Source organism: Bacillus sp. NTK071, assembly GCF_017303315.1.
GTDB lineage: Bacteria > Bacillota > Bacilli > Bacillales > Guptibacillaceae > Guptibacillus.
Genome location: NZ_JAFKOI010000006.1, coordinates 142,726 through 157,152, shown reverse-complemented (window position 1 = coordinate 157,152; position 14,427 = coordinate 142,726). Strand labels below are relative to the sequence as shown.

At 40.0% G+C, this 14,427-nt stretch carries 16 protein-coding genes and 1 other annotated feature; of the genes, 6 read left to right on the top strand and 10 right to left on the bottom strand.

The genetic code is table 11. From position 1 onward, the window contains the following. The first annotated feature begins 123 nt into the window (after positions 1–123). On the top strand, positions 124–321 hold the full coding sequence (locus tag JI666_RS12070) for a DeoR family transcriptional regulator (RefSeq protein WP_206892201.1): 198 nt from the start codon (positions 124–126) through the stop codon (positions 319–321). A 108-nt stretch (positions 322–429) separates the two neighbouring features. Here the strand turns inward: JI666_RS12070 and JI666_RS21910 are convergent, their stop codons facing one another. After that, positions 430–1,038 (bottom strand): PRC-barrel domain-containing protein, encoded by a 609-nt coding sequence (locus tag JI666_RS21910; RefSeq protein WP_206892071.1) that lies wholly within the window; start codon positions 1,036–1,038, stop codon positions 430–432. Positions 1,039–1,104: 66 nt separating this feature from the next. Next, entirely contained in the window at positions 1,105–1,809 is a 705-nt protein-coding gene (locus JI666_RS12060; RefSeq protein WP_206892070.1) for a pseudouridine synthase, read from the bottom strand. A 115-nt stretch (positions 1,810–1,924) separates the two neighbouring features. On the opposite strand from JI666_RS12060, the gene JI666_RS12055 reads away from it, so the two are divergent. After that, positions 1,925–2,350, top strand: a complete 426-nt coding sequence (locus JI666_RS12055) for a DUF6884 domain-containing protein (protein WP_206892069.1) — start codon at positions 1,925–1,927, stop codon at positions 2,348–2,350. A 76-nt stretch (positions 2,351–2,426) separates the two neighbouring features. Then, positions 2,427–2,651 (top strand): hypothetical protein, encoded by a 225-nt coding sequence (locus JI666_RS12050; protein WP_206892068.1) that lies wholly within the window; start codon positions 2,427–2,429, stop codon positions 2,649–2,651. Positions 2,652–2,700: 49 nt separating this feature from the next. Here the strand turns inward: JI666_RS12050 and JI666_RS12045 are convergent, their stop codons facing one another. Beyond that, complete coding sequence (locus JI666_RS12045; RefSeq protein WP_206892066.1) at positions 2,701–4,338, bottom strand: putative polysaccharide biosynthesis protein; 1,638 nt, start codon at positions 4,336–4,338, stop codon at positions 2,701–2,703. A gap of 194 nt (positions 4,339–4,532) precedes the next feature. On the opposite strand from JI666_RS12045, the gene JI666_RS12040 reads away from it, so the two are divergent. Further along, a complete protein-coding gene (locus tag JI666_RS12040; RefSeq protein WP_206892064.1) occupies positions 4,533–5,792 on the top strand; it encodes a BaiN/RdsA family NAD(P)/FAD-dependent oxidoreductase in 1,260 nt (419 codons plus the stop codon). A gap of 45 nt (positions 5,793–5,837) precedes the next feature. Here the strand turns inward: JI666_RS12040 and JI666_RS12035 are convergent, their stop codons facing one another. The 6 genes from JI666_RS12035 to JI666_RS12010 form a co-directional block, all read right to left on the bottom strand. Beyond that, positions 5,838–7,076 carry a DEAD/DEAH box helicase gene (locus JI666_RS12035; RefSeq protein WP_206892063.1) on the bottom strand — a complete coding sequence of 413 codons (1,239 nt, stop codon included), beginning with the start codon at positions 7,074–7,076 and terminating at the stop codon, positions 5,838–5,840. Between the two features lie 375 nt (positions 7,077–7,451). Continuing rightward, positions 7,452–8,072: a lytic transglycosylase domain-containing protein gene (locus tag JI666_RS12030; RefSeq protein ID WP_206892062.1), complete on the bottom strand. Its 621-nt coding sequence runs from the start codon at positions 8,070–8,072 to the stop codon at positions 7,452–7,454. A gap of 184 nt (positions 8,073–8,256) precedes the next feature. Beyond that, positions 8,257–8,601 carry a rhodanese-like domain-containing protein gene (locus JI666_RS12025; RefSeq protein ID WP_206892061.1) on the bottom strand — a complete coding sequence of 115 codons (345 nt, stop codon included), beginning with the start codon at positions 8,599–8,601 and terminating at the stop codon, positions 8,257–8,259. Between the two features lie 25 nt (positions 8,602–8,626). Then, positions 8,627–8,935, bottom strand: coding sequence for a rhodanese-like domain-containing protein (locus JI666_RS12020; protein WP_136948598.1), 309 nt, complete (start codon positions 8,933–8,935; stop codon positions 8,627–8,629). Positions 8,936–9,131: 196 nt separating this feature from the next. Next, positions 9,132–11,546, bottom strand: coding sequence for a leucine--tRNA ligase (gene leuS, locus JI666_RS12015; protein WP_206892060.1), 2,415 nt, complete (start codon positions 11,544–11,546; stop codon positions 9,132–9,134). Positions 11,547–11,608: 62 nt separating this feature from the next. Next, positions 11,609–11,838: a binding site (T-box leader), on the bottom strand. Between the two features lie 292 nt (positions 11,839–12,130). Then, positions 12,131–12,343, bottom strand: a complete 213-nt coding sequence (locus JI666_RS12010; RefSeq protein ID WP_206892058.1) for a YczO family protein — start codon at positions 12,341–12,343, stop codon at positions 12,131–12,133. Positions 12,344–12,489: 146 nt separating this feature from the next. Between JI666_RS12010 and mnmL the strand changes: the two genes are divergently transcribed. Both mnmL and mnmM read left to right on the top strand, forming a co-directional pair. After that, positions 12,490–13,464: a tRNA modification radical SAM protein MnmL/YtqA gene (gene mnmL, locus JI666_RS12005; RefSeq protein ID WP_206892056.1), complete on the top strand. Its 975-nt coding sequence runs from the start codon at positions 12,490–12,492 to the stop codon at positions 13,462–13,464. Continuing rightward, a complete protein-coding gene (mnmM, locus tag JI666_RS12000) occupies positions 13,461–14,033 on the top strand; it encodes a tRNA 5-(aminomethyl)-2-thiouridylate-methyltransferase MnmM (RefSeq protein ID WP_206892054.1) in 573 nt (190 codons plus the stop codon). Before mnmL ends, mnmM begins: the two co-directional genes overlap by 4 nt. 33 nt (positions 14,034–14,066) lie before the next feature. Here mnmM and JI666_RS11995 read toward each other — a convergent pair whose 3' ends face one another. Continuing rightward, on the bottom strand, positions 14,067–14,372 hold the full coding sequence (locus tag JI666_RS11995) for a hydrolase (RefSeq protein WP_206892051.1): 306 nt from the start codon (positions 14,370–14,372) through the stop codon (positions 14,067–14,069). Between the last annotated feature and the right edge of the window lie 55 nt (positions 14,373–14,427).

Genomic DNA, 14,427 nt, shown 5'->3' with positions numbered 1-14,427 from the left:
TAGAAAATTAAGTATATCTTTACGTTTCCTTCATATTGTTTTAATAGTCAGAAACTATTCTAGGGATAAGGCATTGATTACAAGTTAGGGAGTGGTTCTTTGAGTATTACTTCAACTGATCGTATGATGACCCGTATCAAGTCTATCTATTTATTCATTAGCAAGCATGGTACTGTCAGCACAAATGAGTTAGTTGAAGAGTTTGGGATTACCCAGCGAACTGTTCAAAGAGATTTAAACGTACTGGCCTACAACGAATTAGTCAAAAGCCCAAACAGAGGAATCTGGACGACTACAAGCAAAAGAGTAAAGGTTGGATAAGAAGTAAAACTCGGCTTCTCGTCAAAAGTATTCTGACGAAAGCCATTGTTTTTGCTATTATTTGTAACGTAAAGAAAACCCGGGCCAAGCCCGGGTTTTTTAGTGATTTTATTTAGTATTTGAATTGTAATAACTCTCAGGTACAATCACTTTTCCATGTTCGTACTGAATAGATTCATTCAATTCAAGATACGGTTGATCACTTTTCAGTAAATCGGAAAAAAGGCCTTCAGAAAGCTCAAGTCCTTCAACTTTACCATCCTGATTAATTACAATCTCTTTCACTTTACCTAGCTCTTTTCCTTCTCCGGTTAGAACCTCTGCTTTATTTAAAGACCCGTAAGAACACTGATCCGCAAGTACTGTAGACTGTACTTCTTTTTCTGCATCCTGCAGTGAAAGTGAGTCATGCTCCCATGAAAGTGAATCGTAAGAAACGATCATGCTTCCATTCACTTTACGTGCTTTACGATCATCGTCTGTTACAGGGTAATTATTCGGTGTAAATTGCCCTCCTGAAGCTTCAATAGAATGTAGCACCTCACTAGAATGATGATCAGGCACTGCATCTTTCTCGTTAGAAGCTTCTCTCTTATTAATCTCTAAATAAGTTACCTTACTTAATGTTTGATCAAAATAGACTTGATTAACACTTAAATCAGCTGTCGAACCACTTGTAATCTTATGACCGATTAATTTATTTCCAACCTTAATCACGTTATCCTCTCCTTCTCAACTGTCTAAAGATGTTATTCCCTAAGTCAGTGAAAAAGAAACGAATGATCATTTTTGTAAAATATCAACTTCATCTTCTGTTAACTCACGATACTCACCAGGCTCCAAATCTCGATCAAGATAAATATCACCCATTTGAATACGTTGCAAGTAAGTGACTTTTTTATCAACTGCTTCAAACATGCGTTTCACCTGATGAAATTTACCTTCATGAATCGTTAATTCTATCTCAGATGTAGCTTCTGCCACTAAAATCGTTAACTCTCCTGGCTTTGTTACGTATCCATCGTCAAGTGTGACACCTTTTTGGAAAGCTTGTACATCTTCCTCTGTTACATAACCACTTATTCTTGCATAATACGTTTTAGGTACGTGGTGCTTGGGTGAGGTTAGATGATGGGCAAGTTTGCCATCATTTGTGATAATCAATAGCCCTTCTGTATCTTTATCAAGACGCCCAACGGGAAAAGGTTCAAAAACCTGATCTTCAGGGATAAGGAGATCAATGACAGTCTCATCTTCATCTTCCGTCGCTGAAATCACTCCCCCTGGTTTATTCATCATAAGATAAATAAACTCACGGTATTCAACTGTTTCTTCATGAACCGTAACATGGTTCCCCTCTGGGTCAACATGTTGTTTAGGATCTTTCGTTATCTCTTCGTCTACCCTTACAACACCTGTTTTCAAAAGCTTCTTTACTTCCTTTCTTGTTCCATAGCCCATATTAGCAAGTAATTTATCTAAACGCATCTTATCGCTCCTTTTCCATATTTCTTCCAAAGTTTCTTTTGATTTCAAGCATAGTTTCAGTGAATCAAGGGTATGTAAATGATAGATGTCAAATTGCACGTTTGGAGTGAATTGAATGACTGTTAAGGTTGGACTTTTAGCAACTGCAAGAAAGAAAAGCCAAAAATCAGCACCTGTTATCGAATTCTACCAGAGTCCTTTATTTCAAAAGACACTTGAATATGCCTCACATAACTATGATCGCATGTATTTCTATAATGCCAAAGACGGTCTATTATTACCAGACGATATAATGGATCCGTATGATGTTTCCATTAAAACATTTACACATCAACAACGAGAAGAATGGGCTCAAAAAGTGATTGAGCAGTTCTCAACATACGAAACATCTACTAACATTACAGTTTGTTTGCATGGTGGTTCTGTGTATCGTAAACACCTCGAGCCTCAACTGAACCGATTCAACTACCATTATGAAGTTCCACTGAAGGGACTCGGCATTGGAGAACAGCTAAGCTGGTACCAGAAAAACTCAGTATAACACGGGGCAAACGCCCAGCAACACTGCCTATCGATTGCATACACTATCAAGTACCTAATTAAAGGGGGGATCGTGTATGTATGATTATCGACAGCAATGGCAAATATACCCTGGTCAGCCGGGCGGATATCCTGGTGGAGGAGGATATCCAGGTGGTGGAGGGTATCCTGGTGGTGGAGGGTATCCTGGCAATATCGAACAGCAACTAAGAGAGATTGAACGCCAACTGAGAAGGCAGAATAGAAGAATTACTCGTATCGAGAGACAGCTCGGTATACGAGAAGAAGAAAACCACTATTAAAAAGTGAATTTCTACTCACAAAAAATGAAGGCCATATGGCCTTCATTTTTTATCGTCGTTTTAAGAATGTAAACCGTTCTCCTAGTATTAAACCTGCAAGGTTGGAACGATACGAAAGAAAGAGGTAAACAATTCCACCAACTGTTATTCCTACTAACAGGTTAATACTTGAATACAGCATACTTCCACCTTCACTTTTAGATAGGTAAAGATCTGGGTACACCGATTCAAGCGGCAGAATAGCAGCTCTCGATGCTACTGCCATAACTGCGACGAAAATCCCGATTAGCAATAGTCTTCTAAAGATAAATCCAAATTCGTACTCAGTGTATCGCTTAATAATAATGATTGTAATGACAACTGATGTAAACAATCCGATGTCAGTTGCAATAATTGCTCCTCTACCCTCAAAGATCGTAACAAGGGGATACGTTAATCCCGCTTTTAATGTAAGACCAGCTAGCAAACTATATACAGCGTATTTCTGCTTGTTAATCCCCTGAAGAATAGCTGCTGTGACAGAGAAAAGAGCAAACAAAATCGCTGTTGGAGCGTACCACGTTAATAAGGAACTACCCAATTCCTGATTTACTGTAGGATATAAAACACGGAAAACCGGCTCTGATAGAACTGCTAGACCAATCGCTGCAGGTAAAGTTAAAAACAGTAGAATTTGAAACGTTTGGGTAAGCTGCTTCTGAAGCACGCCTTCACGATTCGCAGTAAACGATTTTGTAATAGCAGGAATAATTGTCATAGCGAGCGCCGTAGCAAGTGAAACTGGAATCATGATCAACTTGTGAGCAAGTCCTGTTATAATAGCAAACACTTCTTCATAAGACGGCTGATTGTATCCTATGCTCTTCAGTGCAGGGTTAATGAGAAAAGTATCGACCTGCAAATACAATGGAATTGCAAGTCCGACTACTACGAACGGTAGAGCATACGTAATAATTTCTTTATACATATCCTTCAATGACACGTTATGATCTACAGTACTTTCAGCAAGATGTCGATCAAGTTCAGGTTTGCGCTTTCTGTAATACCAGAAAACGACCATTAAGCCACCCACAGCACCTACGAATGCACCAAACGTTGCATATGTGGCAGCAGTCGCTGCATCTCCATCCATAAATTTCATGATAATAACGCTTGATGCAAGTATAAAGACGATACGGAAAACTTGTTCAACAACCTGAGAGACAGCAGTAGGTCCCATAGACTGAAGGCCCTGGAAAAAACCGCGTGTTAAACTCATAATCGGGACGATCAACAAGGCCATACTCACAACACGAATGACAAGGGTTACATCCGCTATCGAGTTACCTTCTTTACCTTCATCAATAACAATCCGTGCAATCGGCTCAGCTAGTAAGAACAAGACAAGAAATGCGACGAAACCGGTTAAAGCCATTAACACTAACCCTGATTTATATAAACGCCTTCCTGTCCTATAATCACCGAGCGTATGGTATTTTGAAACGAATTTTGAAACAGCCAGTGGTATACCAACTGTAGACAAGCTAAGCATAATCGTATAAGGGGTATAAGCATACGTATATAATGCTACACCCTGTGTTCCTACAAGAGCAGTAAAAGGAAACATGTAAATCATTCCTAGTACTCTTGAAAAAAGGGTGGCAGCTGTTAACAGCATTGTCCCCCTGATGACATTTGAATCGGACATTTCTCCATCTCCTACTTCTAACCATTCATCTAAAACTATTCGTCAACTATCAACAATTTTCAACAGTTCTTTAAATACACATCTTCATTTTAAGCTATTTACCTATTAACAACAAATATAAATTTCTGTGAAACTTTAATATGTAGTGTTAATTATGGTATGTTTGTCTGTAGCAAAATGAGAGAGGTGTAAGCATGAAATACGATGTCATTGTGATTGGCGGTGGTCCGTCGGGACTCATGGCGTCTGTATCAGCAGCAGAACACGGAGCATCTGTGTTACTCGTTGATAAAGGAAATAAGCTTGGGCGTAAACTAGCTATATCTGGAGGCGGAAGATGCAACGTTACAAATCGCCTGCCGCTTGATGAACTTATTAAATTCATCCCTGGTAATGGGAAGTTCCTATACAGCGCATTTAATATTTTTGATAATGAAGATATCATTACATTCTTCGAAGATCTTGGCATTAAACTGAAAGAAGAAGACCACGGTAGAATGTTCCCTGTAACCGATGATGCCAAATCAGTTGTCAATGCGCTTCTAGAGAAAGTCCGCGAACTGAATGTGACGATCAAGGTAAATACGCCTGTCGAAAAAGTTCTCTATCATAATGGAGCTGTTACAGGTGTTCGACTTCAATCAAAAGAAGACATTGAATCATCAAATGTTGTTATTGCAGTAGGAGGAAAATCTGTTCCTCATACCGGGTCAACCGGAGATGGGTATGCGTGGGCAGAAGAAGGCGGTCATACTATTACTGATCTTTATCCAACAGAAGTGCCTCTTACATCTAGTGAGCCTTTTATTAAGAATAAGGAGCTTCAAGGATTATCTCTTAGGGATGTCGCGTTATCTGTTCTCAACCCTAAAGGTAAAGTGATAAAAACGCATAGATGGGACATGATCTTCACACATATTGGCTTATCCGGACCAGCAGTACTAAGGTGCAGTCAGTATGTCGTTAAAGCGATGAAGAAGTTTAATGCACAATATATTCCACTTCAAATTGATTCAGTACCCGATCAAAACGAAGAAGAGTTATATCGAGAGCATATGAAGATTGCAAAAGAAGAGCCTAAAAAAGCGATTAAGAACATCTGGAAAAGTAAAGTACCTGAAAGATATATGCTCTTCTTATTGAGCAAAGCGGAACTTTCTCAAGACACAACATACGCTCACTTATCAAAAGAAAAAGTTCGAGAATATGTCCGTTTATTGAAACAATTCCAGGTTGCAATTGACGGTACTCTCCCAATTGATAAAGCTTTTGTTACAGGAGGCGGAGTCTCTTTAAAAGAAATTCATCCTAAGGAAATGGGTTCTAAATTCACGGAAGGACTCTATTTCTGTGGAGAAGTTCTCGACATCCACGGCTACACAGGTGGTTATAACATTACATCTGCTTTCGTTACAGGTTATACAGCAGGAAAGAGCGCTGCAACAAGAGCATAATAAAAACAGGAGGGGCCCCAATGCCCCTCCTGTTTTTATTCATTTCTATCGTTTATTTCGATTTCTACCACCGGTTCGGCTGTTAGATGATCCTGCTCTACGTGAAGGACGATTTGTTCGACCTCTTTGATCATTTCTCCCCTGATCCCGCTCTTCATGTTCAGGCAAAGCACCTTCAACCGTTTTTCTAGCTAGTTTCTTTCCAATCCCTTTTTCAATCATTTGGATAAAGGACTGATCCTTAGCTGCGATAAATGTGTATGATGCACCGTCTTCTCCTGCGCGTCCCGTCCGACCAATCCGATGAATATAACTTTCGGTATCTTGTGGAATATCATAATTAAAGACGTGAGTAACTCCCTCAATATCCAAACCTCTCGCTGCAACATCTGTAGCTACAAGTAATTGAATTTTCGCATCGCGGAATCGTTTGATAACACTTTCACGTTTTGCCTGTGATAAGTCTCCGTGTAGCTCATCTGATAAATATCCTTTAGATTTTAAATCCCCATTCAACTTACTAACTCGGCGCTTTGTCCGACAGAAAATAATGCCAAGAAATGGTCTTACTTCATCAATTGTTTCAGTAAGTGATCCGAACTTTCTTCGATCCGTTGTCTCAATAACATATTGTTGAATTTCCTCAACCGTTTTCCCTTTTTCTTTCCCTTTAATGGTTTGCGGAGATCGCATAAAGCGTCTTGCAAGCTTCTTGATATCGCTCGATAATGTAGCTGAGAAAAGGGCTGTTTGGCGGTCATCAGGGGTTTCACTAATAATATCTTCAACTTCTCTTAGGAAGCCAATATGCAACATTTGGTCTGCTTCGTCTAGCACTAGGAAAGACGTACGAGACAAATCAATGGTTTCTCTTCTAACATGGTCAAGCAATCGTCCAGGGGTTCCAACAACAATGTGCACTTGTTTGTTAAGACGCTTGATTTGTCTCTCAACATCTTGTCCACCATACACCGCAAGCACATTAATATCTGGTCGTTCTTCTATTAGCTTCATTAATTCATTTGTGATTTGAATAGCTAACTCTCTTGTTGGAGTGACGATTAATGCTTGTACTTCTGGAGCTTCAGTATCTAACTTCTCCAATATAGGTAGTAGAAACGCAAATGTTTTACCTGTTCCTGTTTGCGCCTGTGCAATCACATCATGCCCTTGGAGCATGACAGGTATCGTTTCCTTTTGTATGTCAGTAGGAGTCTGGATTCCTTGATCTTCTAATGGTTTAATAAGCTTTGAATTCAAGCCTAACGTTTTAAATTCGTTCAAATTATTCACCTCATGTTTAGTATATCAATTGTCTCTGTCTTCTCTCAGCAATTCACAAATTACAGATAATATTTCATAAAATGCTCTTCTCTAAAAAATGTTTATCTTAAAAATTTTGAAAAAGTGACTAACACTTCATAGTTGATTGGAGCGGAAGGAGCTCGACTCCTGCGGGAATAGCGGGACAGGTGAGACCCCACAGGCGCGCCCCAAGCGCGCCGAGGAGGCTCACCGTCCGCCCCGCGGAAAGCGAGCTCCTGGAGCGGAAATTAACTACTACTCTTATAGCAACAATGTCTACAAAAACACCCTAAAATAAAAAACTGTCTTCATTACGACTGCTGAAGAGCGGTCGTTTGAGACAGCCTTTACTCTTTACGCTAAATAATTACCCATTACTTTTGAAACATAATTCTGCGTTTCTTTGAATGGAGGAATACCTCCATAACGATCAACATTGCCGGGACCAGCATTGTATGCAGCTAGCGCAAGCTCCTTATTCCCGTCATATTTATCAATCATTTGCTTAATATATTTCACGCCACCTTCAATATTCTGACCTGGATCAAAAGGATCCTTTACACCAAGATATGAGGCGGTTGCAGGCATTAGTTGCATTAATCCCATAGCTCCCGCTCCACTAACACTATCTGATTTATAGCCAGATTCCTGTTTAATAATGGAATGAACTAATTTGGGATCAACGTTGTACTTGGCGGATAATTCTTCAATATATCCATCAATCTCAAGAGATGATGATGAGTAAGAAGCTGAACTAGTATGTACAATTGGTGGTGCGCTTGCTCCATTTATTGCATTTATAGAGGGCACATAATTTGGAGCCTGCTGCTGTACGGCGTTCTGATTCGAAAGAGCTGCTTCAAGCATGTCAGTAAAGGAAAAGGCTGATGGCTGCTGATTAACCATTGTTTTACCTGGTTGTAAGTGGCGCAATGCCTGTAAGTCCATCATAGCACGCATAAGTTCTGCCTTCATTTCAACACCTCAGTGTAGTCTTTTCCATTATTATATCAGATGGAGGAGTTAAACGAATGATTTTAAGTCAATATGCTTGGATAATGATGAAAAAAGTGCTACAATTTATTAATCTTATCAACTTACTTGGATTTATACTCCAGCAAAGCGCCTTTATGGAGTCTCCACAAGGCGCTCATAAGAATTAAGAGGTAACGGTCATGTAATAGATCGGCTGCTTGCGCTGTTTCATCAAGATCTTAACAGCAAGTCGTGCTGCTTTACGATCTTCTGCAAGTACTATGATTTCTTTATCACATACTTCATTTTCTCTTGTTTGTCTTCCCAGGTAAGAAAGCGGAATATTCTTTGCTTTCTCATACGGCATTCTATGTGAAAGAATATAATCTCTCACATCGATAAGACAGTATTTATCATCGTCAAACCGATCAAGGTTAATCGGCTTCATATAAGAGTAGGGATAAATAACTCTCCATAAACCTAATATGAATGCTACAAAAGCAGCTACAGCCGTTCCCAATATTGCCATTCGAACTCTCTCCTTTTCAGAAGGGTTATTTAACCTTACCCTCCCATTTCATCATACCGCCAACCATGTTCTTCACTTCATATCCAGCTTCTTGTAGATATTCACAAGCACGCTCACTGCGTCGACCAGATCGACAAATCATAATATGCTCTTCTTCTTTATTAATTTCGTTAAGGCGTTCAGGAAGTGTGCCAAGACGAATATGCTTCGCTTCAGGAATGATACCTTCTTCTACTTCTTCATCCTCACGTACATCAATTAATGATACATTTTTTCCTTCATTTAATAGCTCTTGAACCTCTTCAGGTGTAACTGTCTTAATTTCATTACTCATAAAAACATACCCCTTTCGCTACCTATAATATGGTTTTCACATTTATAATCACTTCAACAAAATCCATCGTACATGATTCGTACTTCCAATACAAGAAATCTAACTTACGTTCAGTAGTATTCTTTTCCACTTCAGGAGGTTATTCAATCATACATTTAGAAAACCCCTCTCCTTTTAAAAGAAGAGGGGTTTCAAGCTAATTCGCAACTATATTAACAAGTTTTCCGGGAACCGCAATCACTTTACGAAGCGTTTTGCCATCAAGTTGACCTTTAATTTTCTCATGCTCCAATGCAATCTCCTGCATTTCGTCACGAGAAGCTTCAGCTGGAATAGAAATTTTCGCGCGAAGCTTGCCGTTAATTTGGACAACAATTTCAACTTCATCGACTGCTAGCTTGCTTTCATCAAACATTGGCCAATTAGCATAAGCTAACGTTTCTTCGTGACCTAGAGCACTCCAAAGTTCTTCAGCAAGGTGCGGAGCAATTGGAGAAAGGAGCTTAACAAAGCCTTCCATTAAGCTAACCGATACAGTTTCCTGTTTATACGCTTCATTAACAAATACCATCATTTGAGAAACGGCAGTATTGAAACGTAGACCTTCCATGTCTTCCGTAACCTTTTTTACAGTTTCGTGGTAAACACGTTCCATCTCTTCAGTTGAATCCGTTTCAGAAAGAGAAGACTTACTAATGTCACCTTCACCGAACAAGCGCCATACACGGTCAAGGAAGCGACGGGCACCATCAAGTCCATTGTTCGACCATGCGATCGATCCTTCGAAAGGCCCCATAAACATTTCATACAGGCGAAGCGTGTCAGCTCCGTGACTTTCTACAATTTCGTCTGGATTTACAACGTTACCCTTGGATTTACTCATTTTCTCATTGTTTTCTCCAAGAATCATACCCTGATTGCGAAGACGCTGGAACGGCTCTTTCGTTGGAACCACTCCGATATCGTAAAGAACTTTGTGCCAGAAACGTGCATATAACAAGTGAAGAACAGCATGCTCAGCTCCACCGATATACATATCTACGGGTAACCACTCATCCAATTTCTTTGGATCAGCTAACATTTCATCGTTATCTGGATCAATATAACGAAGGTAATACCAGCAGCTACCAGCCCATTGTGGCATTGTATTCGTTTCACGGCGACCTTTCATACCACTCACTGGATCAACTACGTTTAACCATTCCTCGATATTAGCAAGTGGTGATTCACCTGTACCAGAAGGTTTAATCTCAGTTGTTTCAGGAAGTACGACTGGAAGTTGTTCTTCTGGCACCGCACTCATTGTGCCATCTTCCCAGTGAATGATTGGAATAGGCTCGCCCCAGTAGCGTTGACGGCTAAATAACCAGTCACGTAGACGATACGTAATCTTTTTCTTGCCCTTTTCATTCTGCTCTAGCCATTCGATACTCTTCGTAATCGCTTCTTCTTTCTCAAGATCGTTTAAGAAATCAGAATTAACATGCTTACCATCTTCCGTATAAGCTTCATTCGATACATCTCCACCGGCTACAACTTCAATAATTGGCAAGTTAAATGTTGTTGCAAATTCATAATCACGCTCATCGTGAGCAGGAACCGCCATAATGGCACCTGTTCCATATGTCATTAATACGTAATCCGCTACCCAGATCGGAAGCTTCTCATTATTAATAGGGTTAATCGCATATGCTCCAGTGAATTCACCAGTCTTTTCTTTAGACAATTCGGTACGCTCAAGATCACTCTTTGTTTGCACCTTTGAACGATAGCTTTCTACTTTAGATGCTTGCTCTTCTGTAGCAATTTGCTTCACAAGAGGATGCTCTGGTGCAAGAACCATATAAGTAGCACCAAACAATGTGTCTGGGCGAGTTGTAAAGACATCGATTGATTCATCATGACCATCAATCTTGAACGTTACTTCGGCACCTTCCGATTTACCAATCCAGTTACGCTGCATTTCTTTAATACTTTCTGACCAATCAAGTTCTTCTAGGTCTTCAAGCAAACGATCAGCATATTCTGTAATTTTAAGAACCCATTGTTTCATTGGTTTACGAACTACCGGGTGACCACCACGCTCACTCAAGCCATCAATGACCTCTTCGTTGGCAAGTACTGTTCCGAGAGCTGGACACCAGTTCACAGCAACTTCGTCAACATAAGCAAGTCCTTTTTCATATAGCTTTGTAAAAATCCACTGCGTCCATTTATAGTAACTAGGATCAGTCGTGTTTACTTCTCGATCCCAGTCATAAGAAAAACCTAATTCTTTAATTTGTCGACGGAATGTATCAATGTTTGTTTGAGTGAAATCTCGCGGGTTGTTTCCAGTATCAAGCGCATACTGTTCCGCAGGAAGTCCAAATGCATCCCAGCCAATTGGATGAAGCACATTATAGCCTTGCATACGCTTCATACGGGAAAGTATATCCGTCGCAGTGTATCCTTCAGGGTGTCCTACATGAAGACCCGCTCCAGAAGGATATGGGAACATATCGAGAATATATACTTTCTCTCCGCTCGCGTCATTATCTGTTTTAAATGTTTTCTTTGTTTCCCAGTAGTGCTGCCACTTCTTCTCAATTGTTTTGTGATCAAATGCCATTGCTACTCTCTCCTTCCAGTCCTTAAAAAAAATAAAAAAACCTCCCATCCCCGTTGTTTATCAACAGGGACGAGAGGTTGAGAATCTGATATTCACAATCACCCGCGGTACCACCCGGCTTAGTGCTAGAAACAGCACTCACTTCAGACCTTTAACGCAGGCGTACGGGTAACCTTACTCCATTCAGGCTCCGATTCAAAGGCGAGTTCATAAAAGTTCTATGTTAACTTCCACCATCCGTTAACTCTCTATTAATAGAATCTTTATTACTATTCCTTATCATTATCTTTGGTTTCGCTAAATTACGTATATAATTTGTATTGTATGAAGACTTGTGCAGATTGTCAAGAACATTATCAGAATAGACGATGTTTTCGTTATTTATACGTCTAAATCTAAATAGTTGATAACGCTCTTATAATTATCCACCTGATGTTTACAAACAAAAAGGCTATGTTAGTGAGCAGTGTTGATTTTTGGCTCATTTACGCCCTGCGGTGACCTTTCAATAGAGCTGAAAGGCGAGAAATCAACAATAAAAGCTAACATAGCCAACAAAAAAGAAACGCACCAAGATTGGTGCGTTATCCTTGTCTATATTTCTTTTGACTAGCTGAATCATTTTTGGAATGAGGTTTGTCTTTTTCTTCTTTCTCTTCTTCTTTTAAATCTTCAAGCGGAATCGCATCAACATTCATTTCAGCGTCATCACCATCGAGCTGATTCCTTTCTTCATCTGGTAGTTGCTCTGGATTATTGGTTTCTCCTTTTTTATGACGCTTTTCATTATCTTCCATACAATCACCTCTTTATGAATGATAGTAGTATGTACCACACCCCATATATTCCCAAACAAATGAATGGGTTATTGGAGGATTAATATTGAAAGTGGTAAAGTAAAAAGTAATCATTTGGGGTCTAAAAGGCCACGAGAGGAGTCGTAATGGAAACACACCAAACAGGTATACCTTCTCATATTGGTTTAGAGAAACGTTACTATACATTTAATAACTTTCTTCAACAAAAATTTGGTCACCGCGTTATGAAAGTTCCGTTAGATGGAGGGTTTGATTGCCCAAACCGTGATGGTATGGTCGCACATGGTGGTTGTACTTTTTGCAGCGTCAGTGGCTCTGGAGACTTTGCAGGAGATAGACGAGATGATCTTGTCACACAGTTTCATACAATTAAAAACAGGACGAGCGGGCGAAAATGGAAAGGCGCAAAATACCTTGGTTATTTTCAAGCCTATACGAATACATATGCGCCTGTAGAAGATTTGCGTAGAAAATTCGAAGTGATCTTAATGCAGGATGACGTTGTTGGACTCTCGATCGCAACGAGACCTGACTGCTTACCTGACGATGTTGTTGATTACCTGGCTGAATTGAACGAACGAACTTTTCTAATGGTGGAACTAGGATTACAGACCGTTCATGACCAAACAGGTAACCTGATCAATCGTGCACATGACTTTACGTGTTATGTGGAAGGTGTGGAGAAACTTCGAAAACATAACATAAATGTTGTTTCACATATCATTAATGGGCTTCCGAAGGAAACACCCCAGATGATGATGGAAACAGCGCAAGCCGTTGCTAAGTTAGATGTACAGGGGATAAAGATTCATCTGCTTCACCTACTGAAAAAAACTGCGATGGTGAGGCAATACGAAAAAGGTATGCTTGAGTTTCTTGATCAGGACACCTATGTTAATCTGGTTGTCGACCAGCTAGAAATACTTCCTCCAAATATGGTTATCCACCGTATTACTGGGGATGGCCCAGCTGACTTACTTATCGGACCAATGTGGAGTTTGAACAAATTTAATGTCTTAAATGCTATACAAAGTGAACTGATCAAACGAAACAGCTGGCAAGGGAAATTTTACTCACCAGAAAGGATTCATACAACATGACGCTAGAGCGAATATTACCTTTTACAAGAACACTTCTAAATGACATTCTCACTGAAGGTGACGTCACTATTGACGGCACTTGTGGCAATGGCCATGATACGCTTTTTCTTGCTAAATCTGTTGGCAAAACGGGCAAAGTATACGGGTTTGACATCCAAAAGGATGCTTTAGAATCAACCTATCAACGGCTTTCGGAGGCTGAACAAACGTCACAAGTTATACTAACCCACGCAAGTCATGCGACAGTAAAAGACGTAATTGATCCTGAAAATATCGGAAAGGTTTCAGCCGCTATCTTTAACCTTGGTTACCTACCAGGTGGAGACAAATCCATTGTGACGAAACCAGCAGAAACACTTCAGGCGGTAACGGATATGCTAAACCTTCTTCGCTCAGGTGGTTTACTTATCCTTGTTGTTTACCCGGGACATCCTGAAGGAAAAGTTGAGAGCGAGATGGTAACGGATTTTGCAGCAGGTCTACCACAATCTGAATACCAGGTTCTTAAATATCAGTTTATTAACCAAATCAATGAGCCACCCTATATCCTTGCTGTAAGCAAGAAATAAAGCCAGTGCACCAGCACCGGCTTTTTTCTATGTTTATTGGAGAATCCCCATTGATTCGATGTGATCTCTCGTTCTCTTCGATCCAAGGTCGTGAATAAGCTGATAAATTTGTTTCATATGATCATCGTAATCGTCGTTGTTTTTATCTTCATGGTAACTCATTGCTGGTACGTGAGAGCGATAAAGAGAAAGACGACTGTCTTTGTCAGTCAAGTCAAACAGTTCACTTAACTTGAAGACATCTTCCTCATCTGCATCGATTTCAAAATTATAGCTTGATGCTCCCTGATTTTCCAATATTTCACCTGAGCTAACAGCGACATAATAGCGCTTCTTCATGTAAAGAACCCCTTTCAAAATCCTATAGGCTTCTTTTCTCACGAAACAGCTATTT

Coding starts and splice junctions, on each gene's coding strand:
- mnmM (WP_206892054.1), top strand. CDS start 13,461: ATGACGCTAGAGCGAATATTACCTTTTACAAGAACACTTCTAAATGAC.
- JI666_RS11995 (WP_206892051.1), bottom strand. CDS start 14,372: ATGAAGAAGCGCTATTATGTCGCTGTTAGCTCAGGTGAAATATTGGAA.
- leuS (WP_206892060.1), bottom strand. CDS start 11,546: ATGGCATTTGATCACAAAACAATTGAGAAGAAGTGGCAGCACTACTGG.
- JI666_RS12025 (WP_206892061.1), bottom strand. CDS start 8,601: ATGGCAATATTGGGAACGGCTGTAGCTGCTTTTGTAGCATTCATATTA.
- JI666_RS12040 (WP_206892064.1), top strand. CDS start 4,533: ATGAAATACGATGTCATTGTGATTGGCGGTGGTCCGTCGGGACTCATG.
- mnmL (WP_206892056.1), top strand. CDS start 12,490: ATGGAAACACACCAAACAGGTATACCTTCTCATATTGGTTTAGAGAAA.
- JI666_RS12020 (WP_136948598.1), bottom strand. CDS start 8,935: ATGAGTAATGAAATTAAGACAGTTACACCTGAAGAGGTTCAAGAGCTA.
- JI666_RS12045 (WP_206892066.1), bottom strand. CDS start 4,338: ATGTCCGATTCAAATGTCATCAGGGGGACAATGCTGTTAACAGCTGCC.
- JI666_RS12010 (WP_206892058.1), bottom strand. CDS start 12,343: ATGGAAGATAATGAAAAGCGTCATAAAAAAGGAGAAACCAATAATCCA.
- JI666_RS12055 (WP_206892069.1), top strand. CDS start 1,925: ATGACTGTTAAGGTTGGACTTTTAGCAACTGCAAGAAAGAAAAGCCAA.
- JI666_RS12030 (WP_206892062.1), bottom strand. CDS start 8,072: ATGAAGGCAGAACTTATGCGTGCTATGATGGACTTACAGGCATTGCGC.
- JI666_RS12050 (WP_206892068.1), top strand. CDS start 2,427: ATGTATGATTATCGACAGCAATGGCAAATATACCCTGGTCAGCCGGGC.
- JI666_RS12060 (WP_206892070.1), bottom strand. CDS start 1,809: ATGCGTTTAGATAAATTACTTGCTAATATGGGCTATGGAACAAGAAAG.
- JI666_RS12070 (WP_206892201.1), top strand. CDS start 124: ATGATGACCCGTATCAAGTCTATCTATTTATTCATTAGCAAGCATGGT.